This window comes from Anabaena cylindrica UHCC 0172 (assembly GCF_034931625.1).
Taxonomy (GTDB): Bacteria; Cyanobacteriota; Cyanobacteriia; order Cyanobacteriales; family Nostocaceae; genus Anabaena; species Anabaena cylindrica_A.
Window position 1 is genome coordinate 29,751 of the sequence record NZ_JAYGGY010000099.1, and the last position, 18,027, is coordinate 47,777.

The 18,027-nt window shown below is 39.8% G+C and carries 17 protein-coding genes and 1 pseudogene; 9 read left to right on the forward strand and 9 right to left on the reverse strand.

Annotated elements, in window-relative coordinates:
• Window positions 1–60 precede the first annotated feature (60 nt).
• Window positions 61–241: pseudogene (locus tag VB713_RS28315) on the reverse strand (cobaltochelatase subunit CobN); the annotation flags it as partial.
• A 216-nt stretch (window positions 242–457) separates the two neighbouring features.
• On the opposite strand from VB713_RS28315, the gene VB713_RS22235 reads away from it, so the two are divergent.
• Window positions 458–1,402, forward strand: a complete 945-nt coding sequence (locus VB713_RS22235; RefSeq protein ID WP_323313684.1) for an N-acetylmuramoyl-L-alanine amidase — start codon at window positions 458–460, stop codon at window positions 1,400–1,402.
• 212 nt (window positions 1,403–1,614) lie between these two features.
• Here VB713_RS22235 and VB713_RS22240 read toward each other — a convergent pair whose 3' ends face one another.
• Together VB713_RS22240 and VB713_RS22245 are read right to left on the reverse strand one after the other, a co-directional pair.
• Window positions 1,615–2,370 (reverse strand): TspO/MBR family protein, encoded by a 756-nt coding sequence (locus VB713_RS22240; protein WP_323313685.1) that lies wholly within the window; start codon window positions 2,368–2,370, stop codon window positions 1,615–1,617.
• Between the two features lie 1,202 nt (window positions 2,371–3,572).
• Window positions 3,573–3,722, reverse strand: coding sequence for a hypothetical protein (locus VB713_RS22245; RefSeq protein ID WP_323313686.1), 150 nt, complete (start codon window positions 3,720–3,722; stop codon window positions 3,573–3,575).
• 106 nt (window positions 3,723–3,828) lie between these two features.
• On the opposite strand from VB713_RS22245, the gene VB713_RS22250 reads away from it, so the two are divergent.
• Entirely contained in the window at window positions 3,829–4,257 is a 429-nt protein-coding gene (locus tag VB713_RS22250) for a VOC family protein (protein WP_323313687.1), read from the forward strand.
• Window positions 4,258–4,271: 14 nt separating this feature from the next.
• Here the strand turns inward: VB713_RS22250 and VB713_RS22255 are convergent, their stop codons facing one another.
• The gene (locus VB713_RS22255) at window positions 4,272–4,889 is read right to left on the reverse strand and encodes a triacylglycerol lipase (protein ID WP_323313688.1); all 618 of its coding nucleotides are present in this window, start codon (window positions 4,887–4,889) and stop codon (window positions 4,272–4,274) included.
• 353 nt (window positions 4,890–5,242) lie between these two features.
• Here VB713_RS22255 and VB713_RS22260 point away from each other — a divergent pair, with 353 nt between their 5' ends.
• Window positions 5,243–5,608 (forward strand): hypothetical protein, encoded by a 366-nt coding sequence (locus VB713_RS22260; RefSeq protein ID WP_323313689.1) that lies wholly within the window; start codon window positions 5,243–5,245, stop codon window positions 5,606–5,608.
• Window positions 5,609–5,744: 136 nt separating this feature from the next.
• On the opposite strand, the gene VB713_RS22265 is transcribed toward VB713_RS22260, so the two are convergent.
• Together VB713_RS22265 and VB713_RS22270 are read right to left on the reverse strand one after the other, a co-directional pair.
• Complete coding sequence (locus tag VB713_RS22265) at window positions 5,745–6,854, reverse strand: tetratricopeptide repeat protein (RefSeq protein WP_323313690.1); 1,110 nt, start codon at window positions 6,852–6,854, stop codon at window positions 5,745–5,747.
• Window positions 6,855–6,932: 78 nt separating this feature from the next.
• Window positions 6,933–7,640, reverse strand: a complete 708-nt coding sequence (locus VB713_RS22270; RefSeq protein WP_323313691.1) for a 16S rRNA (uracil(1498)-N(3))-methyltransferase — start codon at window positions 7,638–7,640, stop codon at window positions 6,933–6,935.
• Between the two features lie 190 nt (window positions 7,641–7,830).
• On the opposite strand from VB713_RS22270, the gene VB713_RS22275 reads away from it, so the two are divergent.
• The 3 genes from VB713_RS22275 (at window position 7,831) to VB713_RS22285 (ending at window position 9,853) form a co-directional block, all read left to right on the forward strand.
• Window positions 7,831–8,610 carry a carbonic anhydrase family protein gene (locus VB713_RS22275; RefSeq protein WP_323313692.1) on the forward strand — a complete coding sequence of 260 codons (780 nt, stop codon included), beginning with the start codon at window positions 7,831–7,833 and terminating at the stop codon, window positions 8,608–8,610.
• 423 nt (window positions 8,611–9,033) lie between these two features.
• Window positions 9,034–9,573, forward strand: coding sequence for a J domain-containing protein (locus tag VB713_RS22280; protein WP_323313693.1), 540 nt, complete (start codon window positions 9,034–9,036; stop codon window positions 9,571–9,573).
• Between the two features lie 7 nt (window positions 9,574–9,580).
• Window positions 9,581–9,853 carry a DUF3143 domain-containing protein gene (locus VB713_RS22285; protein WP_323313694.1) on the forward strand — a complete coding sequence of 91 codons (273 nt, stop codon included), beginning with the start codon at window positions 9,581–9,583 and terminating at the stop codon, window positions 9,851–9,853.
• Between the two features lie 281 nt (window positions 9,854–10,134).
• Here VB713_RS22285 and VB713_RS22290 read toward each other — a convergent pair whose 3' ends face one another.
• From VB713_RS22290 to lysA, 3 genes are all read right to left on the reverse strand, one after another.
• Window positions 10,135–10,884, reverse strand: a complete 750-nt coding sequence (locus VB713_RS22290; protein WP_323313695.1) for an isoprenyl transferase — start codon at window positions 10,882–10,884, stop codon at window positions 10,135–10,137.
• Entirely contained in the window at window positions 10,881–11,879 is a 999-nt protein-coding gene (gene cdaA, locus VB713_RS22295) for a diadenylate cyclase CdaA (RefSeq protein ID WP_323313696.1), read from the reverse strand. Before cdaA ends, VB713_RS22290 begins: the two co-directional genes overlap by 4 nt.
• Window positions 11,880–11,968: 89 nt before the next feature.
• Window positions 11,969–13,381, reverse strand: coding sequence for a diaminopimelate decarboxylase (gene lysA, locus VB713_RS22300; protein ID WP_323313697.1), 1,413 nt, complete (start codon window positions 13,379–13,381; stop codon window positions 11,969–11,971).
• A 214-nt stretch (window positions 13,382–13,595) separates the two neighbouring features.
• Between lysA and rimI the strand changes: the two genes are divergently transcribed.
• The 3 genes from rimI to VB713_RS22315 all read left to right on the forward strand — a co-directional run bounded on the left by rimI (window position 13,596) and on the right by VB713_RS22315 (window position 17,994).
• The gene (gene rimI, locus VB713_RS22305; RefSeq protein ID WP_323313698.1) at window positions 13,596–14,129 is read left to right on the forward strand and encodes a ribosomal protein S18-alanine N-acetyltransferase; all 534 of its coding nucleotides are present in this window, start codon (window positions 13,596–13,598) and stop codon (window positions 14,127–14,129) included.
• Between the two features lie 475 nt (window positions 14,130–14,604).
• Window positions 14,605–17,079, forward strand: coding sequence for an ATP-dependent Clp protease ATP-binding subunit (locus VB713_RS22310; protein WP_323313699.1), 2,475 nt, complete (start codon window positions 14,605–14,607; stop codon window positions 17,077–17,079).
• A 357-nt stretch (window positions 17,080–17,436) separates the two neighbouring features.
• Window positions 17,437–17,994 (forward strand): Panacea domain-containing protein, encoded by a 558-nt coding sequence (locus tag VB713_RS22315; protein ID WP_323313700.1) that lies wholly within the window; start codon window positions 17,437–17,439, stop codon window positions 17,992–17,994.
• The last annotated feature ends 33 nt before the right edge of the window (window positions 17,995–18,027 follow it).

The window sequence follows — 18,027 nt, forward strand, 5'->3', positions numbered from 1 at the left end:
AGGAGTCAGGAGTTAGGAGTAAAACTGGCTTGGTGTCTAGGGTTCAATTTTGATTCTGTACCTCATTAATTTGTCTTTAGAGAAACTTTCGACAAAACTACCTGTCACCTTTTTCCCGCTTTGTTTTTCTGCGGCTTTCTTCAAACCGCCAGTATTCGCATAATATTCTTGAGTATTCAGTTAAACCATATTCTACCAAATCTATTTCTTGAATAATGCGATCGCTCGTTTTTAATATAGAGAAGCGGCATTTTCTGAACCACCTGCATTCCAGTAACCCTCGAAAACCAAGTATCAAAAGGGTTTTATTCCTGAACCGATAGGTCTGCGTAGCGTCTCCTGACTTCTGACTCCTGCTGTATGTGATATCATAAATCTGTGTTTTTTGACTACAAAAAATCCCAAACAAGTAGCTTTTCTTAATTAAATCTTTTGACAGTAAGTTGAGGATACATCCATGAAATTTGGCATTGATATGGGGCATAATTGCCCTCCAGACACTGGAGCTAGAGGCATTAAAGTTGAAGATAATTTAACTATCGAAGTTGGTACTAAAGTTATAGCTAAGTTAAAAAGTCTAGGTCATGAAGCAATATCCTGTAAGCCAGATAGTGCTAGTACAGTAAGTCAATCTCTTGGCAGACGTTGTGATACAGCTAATAGGAACAAAGTCGATATTTTTGTTTCTATTCATTTTAATGCCTTTAATGGACAAGCTAATGGCACAGAAATATTTGCCATGAGTGATGCTGGCAGAAAAATTGCCAAACCAGTATTAGATGAAATCATCAAATTAGGATTTTTTAATCGCGGTGTCAAGAATGGTTCTCATTTGTATGTGATTAGAAATACAAATATGCCGGGAATCCTAGTTGAATGTTGCTTTATTGATTCAGCAAAAGATATGCAACTATATGATGGCGAAGCAATGGCTAGTGCGATCGTCAAAGGCTTAACTGGTAAAGTTACATCTGCTCCTGTGAATGCTATCCCAGATGCGTCAGAGAACAAAGATACTAGTATTCTAAGGTTACAAAAAACCTTAAATCAACTCAAAATCACCGATAAAAATGGTAAAACTTTAGATGAAGACGGCATCACCGGACCAGCAACAACCTCTGCTGTTGAAAAGTTTCAGAAACTTGTAGGAATTCTCCCAACAGGAATGGCCGCAAGTAACACCACTTGGACTGCATTGAACGAGATATTAGCCAAGCGAGTTGTCCAAGGAACCCATGCTAGTGGTGTGGTAATCAGATACTTACAATTTCGTGTAGGTGCTACCCCTGATGGGATCTACGGCCCACAAACAGAAGGGGCAATTAAAAAATTTCAACAGCAGAATGGTTTAACCGCTGATGGAATTGTCGGGGCAATGACTTGGCAAAAATTGATTGGTTAGTATCAACTTTTCCCCTAAGAATAGGGTGCATTAGGCTTCTTTAACACACCAATAATTAAGTGCCAAAAATTGGTGTGTTTAAACCCCTAACTTCTTAAATAAATCAGGGATTTCAATGTTTACAGATTTTCACTTAATATCGCTCTTGATGAAGATTATGCAATGCCTGTTTCCGGTGTAGCCATCGCATAGCTTATTATAATTGTGACTATTTATTTCTCCACAATAGCTAATTTTGAAGGATACAAAGGCTCAGATCCATTTAACTGCCAAATTCTAAACACCAATACAGCAGCTACAGTTAGCCATACACAAGAAAAAGATAAAATCATTCCCGCTACAGGCTTAGTTTGCCAATAAATTGCCGTCACCACGACAGCAGACAACCAAGGTCCTAAAATAACGACAGGAACAGCTGCACCTAGTCTCCGTTCTACAGTAAAAATTGTATTCCAAGTATCCCCTAAAGCCAGATGTACCACAAACAGAATTAAAGGCAACACTAAAAATTGGTGATTCATCTGTTGCCAAACTAAAACAGAAGAAATTACCCGCAAAACGGCAATTATCATCCAAACTATAGGAAATACTAAAGGTGCAGGAGACCATCTTGGCCTGATTACCTGGTCATAAGTCTGGCGAGAACGGGTATTATCTAAAAGAGAAAAAATTCGGGAACGGATACTTAATAGAGCAAAAAATAATCCTGTCAATAAAGTGCTAAACCAACTAGGAAAAGAAGAATTATTATCAATCAAAATTACTAATTTTTCCATTCCCAGCAACACGAGAATCATGACTCCTATTTGTAGGATAGTTCCTAATTTATAAACTAAAACTGCTCTGATATCTATTTCTGGTTTAGTAGCTATTGATGTCTGGATAGACTGTTCTTGATTAAGAGTTTTTACACCCATCACTATGTTGACAAACTGTTCAAGTATTCCACTACTATTGGATTGATTCATAATTACGAAATTGCTGGTAATTTGTAAGTAGTAATAATAATTTATTATATGATAGTGTTATGGTAAAAAGAATAATTCTGCACATCGTGAATAAAAATAATTTTTTTGAAGAAAGTAAGTATTATTTTTAATAATAGATGAATATCAAAATCGGTTTTTAGGTATAATTTACAGACAAAATTTGCCAAAAAGATTATTTGTAATCTCGTTAATCTTTTTGTTGTTTTAACCAAACTTCTAAATCTGCTAAAGTTGAATAATCAAATATAGCGGTTCTCGGCTGAGTGAGATACAAGAACCTCTTCCCCGCAAGCGATGAAGGAGGTTATGATGTATTTCATAACACCGGGAAGTGCTGTAAGAATCATTGAGGAGTTAGAGGATGTTTGAAAAGTCATGCTGTAGCTTGCTTCCCGCAGGGTACGTAGCGCAGCGTAGTGAAGCATCTCCGAGTAATCGCTCAAACCCTAGATTCTAGAGCCTACGGCACGCTACGCGAACGTTCCACTTTGTTCCACTCAGAATGACAAATTATACCTTTTCCAACTGTTCAAACATCTTCTTATAGTTGAAAGATAAACTTTCCATCAAAGGATTCAGCGAATTTCTTTGTCAACTCGCTAACTATACTAAAAACTGGTTAAAAGTGTCATTCTGTAGCTTGCTTCCCTTATAGGAATCTTCCTTACTTTCCTACCTGAGCAGTTACAATGAATTTTTATAATAAAATGATTGAACGCTATAATAATCAACAACATACCATCTTTCATGGCAATTCTATCAGCATTTTATCAAATCATTCTTATTCAGAATTGGTATATTTAATTTTTATTTGAATTTGTTATGAATACAGGCTTTACAGAGTTTATTTCTCTACCCCCAGCGGCAGTCAATTTGTTGGGTTTGCCTTTTGTATATTATATGTACAAAAATTAACAGCTAATGGTAGTGTACTTTTACCAGTACATCAAGCTTCCATTATTTGGAATGGTGAAAAAAGATAAATTGATATACTGGCAAAAGGGAAGCTGCCATTATTGGCAACGGTATTACTTGATAGCAAAGAAGCATCTGTTGAACTTAAAGAAGTGGATTGATAGTCATTGAAGAGATATAATTGAATATCAACTTCTCCAAAAGAAATGATACCTAGAACCCGTGCAAACTGAACTAAATAATAGTAACCTGGCAGAAAACCACTATTAAGTATTAGCTAGGTAATCACCTAATTTCTCTAAAATTTCCACCAAATCTTCTAATGTGAGAATTTCTTCAGGTTCTTGACTGGAATAATTAGCATCAACGAGAACTCGCATTGATTCTTGGGTAAAGTTGGGATGAAGGAGTTGCATTTCTTTGTTGTTCGTTGGTTGATATACTTACAGTAAATCTAGATTGTGGAAAACTTGTGGAGATGTTGAAATTTGTGGATCTTCAGTATATTGGCCTGTCTTCATTATGCAAAAAACCTTATTTCATCTCGCTTTCCCTGTCACTGATATTAACCAAACTAAAGCCTATTATGTTGACGCATTGGGCTGTATAAGCGGAAGAGAAAACCCCCACGCCCTTATTCTCAATCTCTACGGTCATCAGCTTGTAGCCCATATCACCAAAGAATCTTTAACACCCCAAAGGGGTATTTATCCCCGACATTTTGGGTTAATTTTCACTGATAAACAAGATTGGCAACAATTACTAGATAGGGCGCAAATCAAACAACTCACTTTTAAAGAAGAAGCCAAAAACCGCTTTTTTGGTACTCCCCTAGAGCATAATACTTTCTTTCTAGAAGATCCTTTTTATAACTTAATGGAATTTAAGTATTATCGCTATCCAGAGGCGATTTTTGGGAGTTCTGAGCATATGCTGATTGGTGAAACTTAAACTAAATTAATTAGCTACCCTAATATACAATTAATTGGTTCTACTAAGGTTTCTGCTACTATTGCTAGAGTTCGATGATCTGTTAACATCCAAGGGTGGAATGCAACTGGTAAGATAACTTCTTTCCCTAATGAAATTTGTGAACTTTTAGCAGGTACAATCATCAAATCATAAGGTGTCCATATAGATGTAAAATTTAACTTTTTTAACATCTCGATATCAGAGTTCAAATTCTGAAGAAAAGAACTTTTAGGACGCATTTGTACACAACCATGAAGCCAAGAGCCGTAAGCCATCATAGTTCCTTGATGGGGAGATGATATGGTGATAAAACGCTGTATTCTATCTATTCCTCCCAAGCGTTGGATGTAATAGCGACTGACAATTCCACCCATGCTAAAGCCTAGTAAATCTAATGGTTGTTCTGGTGCAAAAGTAGCGGCTACATAATTAGCTACCTGCTGTGCTAACTTATCCAGAACCTCAGATCCATTATTAGGCAACAAATCTAGGGTGTAAACCGACCAACCTCGTTGTCTGAGGTAAAACGCCATTTTCTTAAAAACTGCGCCTGTGTCATTAATACCATGTACTAATAAAACAGGATTGCGCTGTTGCTGTTCAGTGTTCATTGGATTTTCTGGCATCAAGTCTGTAGAAAATATAACTGAGTAGCATATCCACTTGCAAACGAGCTATGACAGTTTTTGTAGGTAATTAGTGATTGTAAATTTTTATTAAGTAAAGTCTCAGAATCTTGCTCCTCGTTACATTAAAATTTAATAATTAGTTCGCAGTATTTACAGGTTGCTAGTAGTTGTAATGAAGTGATAACAGTTGTCCTATAGTGTGACTACAATTTGATAAGTAGAAATGTCTAGGGATTATTACTAGAAGTAATTAGGGCAACAAAATGTAACATTCTACTGCAATAGTTAATAATTACGTTGATATTGCAAGATATTTAAACACAGGAGAAATTGTCATGTTTGGATTTATCAAAAATTTAATTGCGGGAATTGTGGGTTTTATCACTGGACTGTTTGCGAAGAAAGACAATGGTTACTACTTACAACTAAAGGAAGAAGCAACTGAAGCCAAACCAGTAGCAACTAAAGCTAAAGCAGAACCCGCTAAAGCAGCAGCCAAAGCTAAACCAGTAGCAACTAAAGTTAAAGCAGAACCTGCTAAAGCAGCAGTCAAAGCAGAACCTGCTAAAGCACCAGTACCAACTGAGACTACCTTTGCACCCAAGTATTTGGTTCCTTCCTCTTCTAATGGTCGTCGCCGTCCTGGAGCAAATATGAATACCTATCTAGATATGGCGCGTCAGGTGAAAACTCCTGGATAAATTTGGCGATAGGGCATTAATAATTCAATTTGGGATTTTGGATTGACGATCTTAGATTTATGACCTGCTTGAAAATAGCTTGCTCAAATCCTTTATAGATTAGGTATTTTGAGTGATTTAATCCAAAATCTAAAATCTAAAGTTTTGTTTTGATGTCCATGCCCTGTGAATTTGTTGATGCCTTTTTAAGAAATACAATTCCACTGTATAAGTGAAATGCTGAATCCCAATTGCTTTTTTCTCGTCGAAATAAATGAATGTGAGAGGGAATTTGATTCAGCATTTCTGATTGATCTAATACTGTTTCTCCAAAAGATTTGAACTCTGACCAAACTTTGACTTGTGGTAGTTGATGTTCAACCCAGTTGATCAAACTATTCCAGTTGATTCTAATTGTGTTTTGATTGGCTTGGGGCGTAATTTCTAAACCTTTCTGAAATTCATAACCTTTGTCATAAATTCGCAAAATGCTATTTCTGTTAGGTAAATGTAAGTCACAGAATTGGGCATAGTCTTGAGTTTGGGTTTTGCGTTCTAGTTGGCGACGGGCGTTAACATCTACAACTTGTTCAAAAATTGGTAACAGCCCGACAATTCTATCTGTGATTTCTGACCAGTCAAAACTGAAAGAACCAAGTTGATTTTCTGCATTGCGACAAATAACTGTGGGTTTTGGTTGCAGTTCTGAAAAATATTGAACTTGAAATACTTGAATTTGCTGAATTTGTGGAATTGTTAACCAGAAGCAGGGAATTCCTGCCTGTTGTATCTGTGTGCCATAAAATTGAATTTCACCTATTTTTCCGTTGCGGTATATTCTCCAACTGCGACTTGGTAGTATTAACCTAGCTGTGTAGGCATCTATCTGCATAATCTGAGCTAGTTTTGGTGCAGCTATGGTTTTGAGTTCGTTACTAATGGGTTCTAATATTAATATTCCTTGTTCGGTGTTAGTTGGTTCTGCTGTGGCTTGGGAAATAGCTCTTTGTTTTTCTTCTTGCTTGATTTCTTCGAGGCGCTGCAAACCTTGACGTGCTTGTGCCAATATTTTGTTATGGCTTGTCAGGCGCAGTAGTTGGCGATAAGTTTTTTCTGCTTGCTGACGCTTTCCGGAAACTTCATGCAAGCGACCTAGATAAAGTTGTACCCAAGGATTTTCGGGTGATTCTTTGAGTAGGGGTTTGAGTAATGTGGCTGCGGTTTGATAGTCTTTGCGTTCAAAGGCAGCGGTGACTTCTTCCAGCATGACTTTTAATGAATCTGAATGGATGTCTCACGCTAAGACGCAAAGAAAAGTATTACGGTTTTGCGTTAGATATATCCTTTATACTTCACAAGCTGCCGCAATTAATGATACAGCAACAATTGGTGCAGTTACTGCTCGCAAGATGCGACGACCAAGGGAAATAGGCTGGAATTTGGCTTCTTGTGCGATCGCAATTTCTTGATCTGTCCAACCTCCTTCTGGGCCTGTAGCGATCGCAATTTCCCCAGATAAATTATTGATCACTTTTGCTAAATATGGATAATTACCACGTGCTTCACAAATAAAACGCTGATGAGTATTGCATTCATTGATAGCCGTGCTAAAAGCTATAGGTTCTAAAATGGTTGGGACAAAAGAACGCTCTGATTGTTCAGCGGCTTCAGCGGCAATGCGTCCCCAGCGTTCAAGTTTTTGAGGACTAGGATTGAGTAAAGTGCGATCGCTCAAAATCGGTACAATACAAGCTACACCCAACTCTGTACAACACCGGACAATATCATCAAAGCCATTTCCCTTTGGTAACGCCACCATCAAAGTTATAGATATAGGTAACTCTGTTTCTACTTGTAATGCTTCTAAAACCTGCCCTTGTTCCCCTGCTACCTGCGCTAACCACCATTTACCCATGCCATCCATTGCAATAAATTTATCCCCCTCCCGCAACCGCAAAACCCTCAATAAATAATGTTGTTGTTGGGGTGTAAATGAAATTTGCCCTTGTTGAAGTTGGGAAGACTGAATAGTAATGCGTTGTAATTGAGACATACAGTTTTATAATTTTATCAGAATCAGAATTTACAAAATTTAATGATATACAGGATGATGATTTTTGTTTTAAGGACAGAATAGCGATCACCATTCCAAAACAGAAATTTTATACGCTTGTGATCATAATATGGCATTATTTATAAGATATAAACTTGAGAAAATACATATTAGTCCCAGGAAGTTAAGTATGAAAACAAATAATCTTTTGTGTAGAAACTTTCTGATAATTGCCTCATTATTTATGGTGTTAATTGCTATATTTTCTCCACAAGCCTTAGCTGAGAAAATAATGCCACACTGGAGTTATAGTGGCATAGATAATCCAACCACATGGGGTAAACTTAGTTCTGATTTTGAACTTTGTGAACTAGGAAAATATCAATCTCCCATCAATATCAATAATGGCGTAGAAGTGACTCCTGTAAATATGGAATTCAATTATAAATCTACACCTTTATCAGTCATTAATAACGGTCACACTGTCCAAGTAAATTACAATCCAGGTAGTACTATTAAAATCAACGGTAAAGAATATGAACTCCTCCAGTTTCATTTTCACACCCCAAGTGAACATACTATTGATGATCAAGCATCAGCTATGGAAATGCACTTAGTACACCGTAATATAAAGGGACAATTAGCAGTTGTGGGAGTGATGATCAAAAAAGGAGCAGTTAATCCCTTAATTGATCTAATTTGGATGAATATTCCTGCTGTGGGACAAAAAAATATTGTCAAAACTTCCCCTATCAATGTGGGTAATTTATTACCTAATAGTAAGGAGTATTTCAGCTATACTGGCTCACTAACTACCCCACCATGCAGTGAAAATGTTAATTGGAATGTGCTGATAAAACCAATTCAAGTCTCAGAAAAACAGATTGAGAAATTCCAAAGTTTATATCAAGCAAATGCTCGTCCAGTGAACCCTATTAATGGACGAATGATTGAATTTCACGGACAATAGGTAGATTTTTTGTAAGAATTCAGGAGGCAGGAGGAAGAAGGAAGAATATTTGTAACTTCTATTCCCTGTTTCCCTTGCTGGAGTGTAAGCCATAAATCCGTATCTCTGTTAAGCTTTTGTTTGAGAGAACTCCACAAAAAAGATGTACTGCTTGCAGCAGCGCCTCGCTATCCCAGTTCACCAAATCAAAGCGATTTTTCTGCCCCCTGCCCCCTGCCCCCTGCCGTCACAGCGACGGGATATTTTTTTAGTTGGAAGTCTCTGAGGGTTTTTACGGATGCTTAGGGATGAGCTAAAAATTAGACTCCAAGCTGGTAACACACTACACCCCCAAAGGGTTGGCTGTTTCCGCTATGGTGAGATCCCTTCATCACAAAACATCTAAAATATAAAAAACATATTTGAGCAAAGTGAATCGAAGCCGTGAGTCAAAACGGGACAAATTTACAAAGCGGCAAAACTACATATTACTCCCTCCTAGGGCTGCATCCTTCCGCGTCGGTGATTAATATCCGTCGCGCCTATAGGGAATTGAGTAAACAGTATCATCCAGATACCACAGAATTGCCTGCTACAGTTGCTACTGCCAAATTTCAACAAATTAACGAGGCTTACGCCACCCTTAGTCATCCAGAACGGCGTTTAAGTTATGATTTGCAGATTGGCTATTCTCGATTTGGGGTAATTCAAGCACCAACGGATTTAAACCATTCTGTACATAAACCTTATGATTTCTCAAAATCAATGTATCTGGATGCAAGCGATCGCCCCTTATCTTCTGGAGAAATATTTGTATTATTTGTTTTAGGATTAACTATTGTGGGTTGTTTATTACTAGCGATCGCTATTGGTGTCATTCGTGGTGAAGCCAGTTTACTTTCCCCAACTCTCAACCCCAATACACAACAGCAAATCACCTACATCTATCCACTAAATACCCCTGCATCTTCATCCAAAATCTAAAATTGTTATGCCCATTCCCCCCTCTAACACACCTCTATATAGCCATCCTTTACCACAAATTGAACAATGGCTAAAAGACCAAGGTTGTCAACAAGATGAAAATGAACTACACTGCTGGCGATTACAAAGACCTAATTGGGAAGCAGAACTCTGGCTAGATATTGAACAAATTACAGTGCGATACATCCAAGCCGGAGAAAACAACAAAGATATCCAGCGTTCCTTTAAATATTCTCTGAGTCGGGAAGATATCGAACAAGCCGTTTTTTACGGCCCCTAAATTTCGTCGTCAGGATTCAGGATTCAGGAGTCAGGATTCAGGATTAGAAGAAGAGAAGAATAGAAGAATAGTCTTGAATTTGGTCAAGTGATAGGTTTTTAGTAGTTTCAACGCTTATTCCTGGTACCTGATTCACCTTTTTAACCTGCAAACTCTTGATATATCTAAGTTTTATATGTATATGCCTAACAGCACACTCCGCGAACAGTAAGCCCTATTTATATATTTTCTGGATTGTTTCATCCTGTTAATCCTGGAGATCCTGATTCTGATATTTTCATCTAAATTTTCCCAAACCGTCGTTCTCTTTGCTGATAGACAGATAAAGCCCGGTGAAACTCCTTTCTGTCAAAATCTGGCCAGAGAGTATCAGTGATATAAATTTCTCCATAGGCCATTTGCCAAAGGAGAAAATTAGAAAGTCGCATTTCTCCACTGGTGCGAATTAATAAATCTGGATCTGCTATTCCTGCCGTGTAGAGATGAGCTTCAAATACTTGTTCCGAAATTTCTTCAGGCTTGAGTAAACCTTCTTTAACCTTTTGCGCGATCGCACGACAAGCCTGTAAAATCTCCTGTCTACCCCCATAATTTGTGGCTACCGTAAACCGGATACTACGATTATCCTTAGTTTCTGCCATTGAGCGAGAAATTTCTTCTTGGAGTGCTGTTGGTAAAGCTTGCAAATTGCCCACAAACTGAATCTGCACATTCTCTTCTAGCATTTCCCGCAGTTCTTGCCGCAAAACACGCTGAAACAGAGTCATCAAAAATGCCACCTCTTCCTGTGGTCTTTTCCAATTCTCCGTCGAAAAAGCGTAAGCCGTCAGCGCCTTAATTCCCCAATCCTTACAACAGCGTAGCAAATCCTTGATAGCATCAACACCAGCTTTATGCCCCATAATTCGGGGTAGACCTTGACGTTTGGCCCATCGACCATTGCCATCCATAATCACCGCAACGTGCTGGGGAAGTAGTTCTTTTTTTAAATCTAAGGGTAAATATTGCAGTTCAGTATGTTGTGTTGTCATTTTTCGGTCTTATTTTTTTGGCGAGAAGCAGTCGTGTCCTTGGGGGGAAGCAAGCTACGCGTAGCGCGTCCTTGGTATAGCCTTTCGTAGAGAAGAAATGGTAATCCGACTAAACGAGAAGCCAGCGCTAATATCTGACCACCAATTTGACTAACTAAACTTAAAAGACCAGGTGCTACAGCTTCCCGATCCACAATTGGCGAAAATCGAGCCTCTAGAGACTCTTTGAGCTTTTTAATCGTCAGTGGTCTATATAGGGTTCCCCGTTCCGCTAAGGAAATAGAACCCGTTTCTTCTGATACAACGACACAAATGCAATTTTCGACCCGCTCAGTAATTCCCATTGCTGCCCGATGGCGTGTACCCAGCTGACGAGAGGCTGTGCGTCCCGAAAGTGGTAGAATTATACCCGATGACACAATCCGTGAGCCACGGATCAAAGTTGCTCCATCATGTAACAAAGTTTTTGGCTGAAAAATTGTTTGTATCAGTTCCTTAGAAACCTCTGCATTTAACTTTACTCCAGGTACAGAAAAATCTCGTTCATCAATTGGCCCTGAAGTTTCCAAAATCAACAAAGCACCAATCCGATTTTTTGACAGTTCTTTGACAGCATCGACAATTTCATCAATTACGCTATCAGATTTAGGGACTGCCAAGCGGTTGGGTTGAAATAGCTGGCGGAACTCACCCCGTCCCAATTGTTCTAAAAACCGACGAAACTCTGACTGGAGTGCTACTGCCATTGCTACAGCACAACCAATTACTAGCTTTTCTAGAACAAAATTGAGTAGAGGTAGTCCCAAAGTGCCGCTGAATGCTGAGGCGAGCATCAAAACAATAAATCCGCGCACCATCCACAGCGTCCGGCGTTCACTAATAATCACCAGGATCATGTATGTTAGCGCCAGCACCAACACAATATCCAGAGTCCCAAATAGCAAGGACTGTGACCATCCCAGGTTTATCAGCCATTGCTTCCACCAATCTCTCATGACATCTGGATTCTAATAGTCATTAGTCACTAGTCATTAGCCATTAGTCATTGGTTTTTAGCTAATGACCAATGACCAAGGATTAATGACTATTTCAGTCTTTCTGGTAGGCAATCTTGTCGAATTATGTCTTGATAAGTTTCGCGCTGCAAAATTAAATTTGCTTCGCCATTCGCTACTAAAACAGCTGCCGGTCGGGGCAGACGGTTGTAGTTAGATGCCATACTGTAATTGTATGCACCAGTTCCCATAACTACGAGAATATCGCCTGGTTCAGTTTTTGGCAGTTGAGCATTTTTAATCAGAATATCTCCTGATTCGCAATGTTTACCAGCCACTGTAACTGTTTCTGTGGAAGCAGCAGACATTTTATTGGCAACTACTGCTCGATAAACTGATTGATATGTGATAGGGCGGGGATTGTCAGACATTCCGCCATCAATCGTTACATAAGTACGAATATCGGGAATGACTTTAGCTGAACCAATAGTGTAGGCGGTAACGCAAGCTGTCGCAATCAGCGATCGCCCTGGTTCACATAATAATTTAGGTAAGGGCAGATTTTCCGCCGCACAAGCTTGTTGCACTACTTCACAAATTGCCTTTGACCATTCTTCAATGCTGGGGGGATCATCTGACTCTGTGTACCTAATCCCTAAACCACCACCAACATTTAACTCTGTTAATTCCAAATCATACTTGGCCGCATCCCGCAACCACTGTACCATCACCACACCCAAATCTCGATGGGGCTGACGTTCAAAAATTTGAGAACCAATATGAGCGTGTAATCCTACACAGTTTAAACTTGGTTGTTTGCTAACAAAGGCAAATACCTGATCTAAATCATTGGGATCAAAACCAAATTTACTATCTAAATGTCCAGTGCGAATATATTCGTGGGTATGGCATTCGATCCCCGGTGTCAACCGTAACATGATTCGAGTACTGAGTGTAGAGTTAGAAGTTATGAGTCTTTCTTCTGCTATCTTCACTAAAGTATGTAATTCGTGCCAGTTATCGGCAACAATGGTGCAACCAGACTCAATGGCTAAAACTAGCTCATCACGAGATTTATTATTGCCGTGCAGGTAGATTTTATCTGGACTAACACCTGCTTTTAAGGCAGTGTAAAGTTCACCACCGGAAACGACATCTATTCCTAAACCTTCTGAAGCTGCGATCGCACAAACTGCTAGACAATTCCAGGCTTTAGAAGCGTATAATACTTGAGATTCACCTTTGTAGTACTGTTTAAAAGTATCCCGGTATTGTTGGCAAGCTGTCCGCAGAGTTGTTTCATCTAAAACATATAAAGGTGAACCAAACTGCTCAACCAGCGTTGTGACATCACACCCACCGATTTCCAGGGAGTCATGATCATTAACTCTGGCACTCAGGGGTAAAAGTTCTTGGTTAGGTGAAGGCGTTGTGTGGCTAAGATTTTGAGGTAAATATTGATTGCCAGTAGGTTGAACCACGACGGGTTGAGTCGATACCATAAATAATAAAAGTTGTCCTTGTGAAAATTACAGGCGTAAGTTAGTCTCTTGATTTCCAGTTTACAGCTTTGCTGGTAATGGGTAATGGGTAATTGGTCATTGGTCATTGGTCATTGGTCATTGGTCATTGGTCATTGGTCATTAAGAAAACTCTTCCCCTGCCCTGCCCCCTCCTCCTGCTTTCCCTAATTCCCTATCTCCAGTTCCTTTAAACGTGATTTTATTAGATTTAAAAATTCAATCCTTGACTTCTGAGCATTTAAGTGTATTGCTCGAACTGGATCATGCTTGTTTTGATGGTTTGTGGACTTTAGAAGGCTACCGGAGAGAGTTGGAAAGTCCTAATAGTCATTTTTTGGGTTTATTTTCCCCATTTTCTCATTCTGAACTGTTGGGAATGGGTTGTTTTTGGTCAATTTTAGAGGAAGCACATATTACCATTTTGGCGGTTCATCCTCAATATCACCGCCAAGGATTGGGACAGGCTTTATTGTATTCTTTACTCAAAACAGCAAGCGATCGCGGTTTGGAACGAGCTACCCTCGAAGTTAGAGCTTCCAATGAGGGTGCGATCGCTTTATATCAAAAATTTGGCTTCAAAACTGCTGGCAGAAGACCGCGCTATTACAAAGATAATGATGAAGATGCGCTGATTCTTTGGCTTTCTGACCTACAACAGCCAAAATTTCTCAAAACCTTAGACGATTGGCATATCATAGTTAGCGATCGCCTCAGTCAATCCGATTGATGATGCATCACCAATCACTTGACCAGATTCAAGACTATTATTACCTCCTTATAATTCTGACTCCTGAATCCTGATCTTTTTAGCACCTAATCCTCCTAATGATAGAAAATGCAATTTTTATGCAGCTACATTCAATCAGAATTTTAAACAAAATTTAGTCTTTTGATAATCTTTTCTTATTTATAAGCTAATTTATTGACAAAATAATTGTATATATGATACTAATATTTGTTTGGGATTAGAACAATAAAATTCCCAGATCAGCCGTTTATTGTTTGGTATTAGTGCCAAAAACGCTGGAAAATTCAAGCTCCTCAGTACACGCGCTACACAAAAAGTAATAAAAAGTTAAAAATTAACTCATCACCATGTCTGATGACGATTGGATGTCTAAAATTTGTATACAAACATCCAAACTTTTAGCCTGTGCTAAAATCAGCATACCGGCACGACCGCAGGTGATGGGAAAAATGCCATGTTTGAACGCTTCACAGAAAAAGCCATTAAGGTAATCATGCTGGCCCAAGAAGAGGCCCGCCGTTTAGGTCACAACTTTGTGGGAACCGAACAAATCCTCCTGGGTTTGATTGGGGAAGGCACAGGAGTGGCCGCCAAGGTGCTGAAATCGATGGGAGTTAATCTCAAAGATGCCCGAATTGAAGTTGAAAAAATTATAGGTCGGGGATCTGGTTTTGTGGCCGTGGAAATTCCGTTTACGCCACGAGCAAAACGAGTTCTAGAACTATCCTTGGAAGAAGCACGCCAACTGGGGCATAACTACATAGGCACCGAGCATCTGCTGTTGGGCCTCATCCGCGAAGGGGAAGGTGTAGCAGCCAGGGTGCTAGAAAACCTCGGTGTGGATTTATCTAAGGTGAGAACGCAGGTAATCCGAATGCTGGGAGAAACTGCCGAAGTTTCACCAGGAGGGGGTCCATCTGGTCGCACAAAAACCCCGACTTTGGATGAATTTGGCTCCAACCTGACCCAAATGGCCACGGACAATAAACTTGATCCTGTGGTAGGGCGTGCAAAAGAAATTGAGCGCGTGATTCAAATTTTGGGTCGCCGAACTAAAAATAATCCAGTGCTAATTGGTGAACCAGGGGTTGGTAAGACAGCGATCGCAGAAGGTTTAGCCAGCCGCATTGCTAACAAAGATGTCCCCGACATTCTGGAAGATAAGCGTGTTGTCACTCTCGATATAGGTTTACTCGTAGCAGGAACCAAGTACCGGGGTGAATTTGAAGAACGCCTAAAAAAAATCATGGATGAAATCCGCTCGGCGGGTAATGTCATCCTGGTAATTGACGAGGTTCACACCTTAATTGGTGCGGGTGCAGCTGAAGGGGCGATTGATGCGGCGAATATCCTCAAACCAGCTTTGGCTAGAGGTGAATTGCAGTGTATCGGCGCAACAACTTTAGATGAATACCGCAAGCACATTGAACGGGATGCGGCGTTGGAAAGACGCTTCCAGCCTGTGATGGTCGGTGAGCCGTCAGTTGCTGAAACCATTGAAATCTTATTTGGACTGCGGGAACGCTACGAGCAACACCACAAGCTGAAGATATCCGATGAGGCATTGGAAGCAGCAGCGAAGTTATCTGATCGTTATATCAGCGATCGCTTTCTGCCAGATAAAGCCATTGACTTGGTTGATGAAGCTGGTTCTCGTGTGCGTTTAATTAACTCCCAACTGCCACCAGCAGCGAAGGAGTTAGATAAGGAACTGCGGCAAATCTTAAAAGAAAAAGATGATGCAGTGCGTTCTCAGGACTTTGACAGAGCCGGAGAATTGCGCGATCGCGAAATGGAGATTAAAGCCGAAATCCGTGCGATCGCTCAAAGCAAAACCAACGCTACCGGTGGAGATGGTCTAGAACCTGTTGTCACCGAAGAAGACATCGCCCACATCGTCGCTTCCTGGACAGGAGTACCGGTGAACAAACTCACCGAGTCTGAGTCCGAGAAGTTGCTGCACATGGAAGACACCTTACACCAGCGCCTCATCGGTCAAGATGACGCTGTGAAGGCTGTTTCCCGCGCTATTCGTCGCGCTCGTGTCGGATTGAAAAATCCAAATCGACCGATCGCTAGTTTTGTCTTCTCCGGGCCAACTGGGGTGGGTAAAACTGAATTAGCGAAATCCTTGGCTTCCTACTTCTTCGGTTCAGAAGAAGCAATGATTCGCTTGGATATGTCCGAATACATGGAGCGTCATACCGTCAGCAAACTGATTGGTTCACCTCCTGGTTATGTCGGCTACAACGAAGGTGGTCAGCTAACAGAAGCTGTACGCCGTCGTCCTTACACCGTGGTGCTGTTTGACGAAATCGAAAAAGCACACCCCGATGTGTTCAATATGTTATTGCAAATTTTGGAAGATGGTCGTTTAACCGACGCAAAAGGTCGCACGGTGGACTTCAAGAACACCTTGCTGATTTTGACTTCCAACATTGGTTCTAAGGTAATTGAAAAAGGTGGTAGCGGTATCGGCTTTGAGTTCTCTCAAGATGCGACTGAGACACAATACAACAGAATTCGCTCTTTGGTGAATGAAGAACTGAAACAATACTTCCGTCCTGAGTTCCTGAACCGGTTAGATGAAATTATCGTCTTCCGTCAGTTGAACAAGGCAGAAGTTACCCAAATCGCCGAAATCATGCTCAAAGAAGTATTTGGTCGGTTGACAGAAAAAGGCATTGTCTTAGAAGTCACAGACCGCTTCAAGGATCGCTTGATAACTGAAGGTTACAGTCCTAGCTACGGTGCAAGGCCATTACGTCGGGCAATTATGCGCTTATTGGAAGATAGTTTGGCAGAAGAAATTCTGTCTGGACGCATCAAAGATGGTGATACTGCTCTTGTTGACGTTGATGAAAATGGCGTTGTTCAAGTTAGTTCTCAAAAAACACGGGAGTTATTACCCCAAGGTGTTGAGTTGTAATTAGGATGATTTAATTGTTAATTAAGCGGTGGAGAATTTCGGTTCTCTGCCGTTTTTTTGGCTTTAGAAAATATAAAAGAGAACTAAATTTAGTAAAAAATAGAATACAAGATTGGTTATCAATACTTGTCGGTTAAGCTCAAAAAATGAAATTACGTAGGTTGGGTTGAGGAACGAAACCCAACATTTACAGGCATTTGTTGGGTTTCACTATTGTTCAACCCAACCTACAAAAATTCTTAACCGAGCAGTATTGGATTGGTTATTATACTGTCATGACGAACGTTTAGTTAGTTCTCTCATTTTCAGGTCAAGTGCTATAATATATATGTACTATACTGCTTCTCTAGGATAATTATGTCTATCCAATTTCGGTTTCATCCAGAAAAAGCTGTAGAAGCAGCAGCTATACTTATAAAACTGCATGGTAAACCTATCAAATATTTAGGTTTGCTGAAAATGCTCTACATAGCTGATCGTATTGCATTAGAAAGAATAGAACAACCCATAACAGGTGATCATTATGTATCAATGAAATATGGTCCTGTCCTTAGTGGTGTTTATGATTTAATTAAACGTAAACCTGTTGATGATGCTCTACCTCTGTGGTCTGAGTACGTTTCTCCTGGTGATAAGAACTTTGTTTACTTAGTCAAAGATCCAGGAAATGATGAACTATGCGAAGAAGAAGAGGAGATTCTTCAAGAGGTATATCAAAGCTTTGGACATCTTGATCCATTTCATGTTGCTGAATGGACTCATGATTTACCAGAGTGGAAAGATCCTCATGGTTCTGCTATTCCCATTTTAGTAGAAGATATTCTGAAAAATGTTGGTAAAAGTGAGGAAGAAATTGAAGAAATTAGACAAATAGCACTAAGGGAAGCATATTTAGATGAGGTGCTAAGTGTCTAGTATTTCTATAAACATAGGAGATGTATTTTTAAT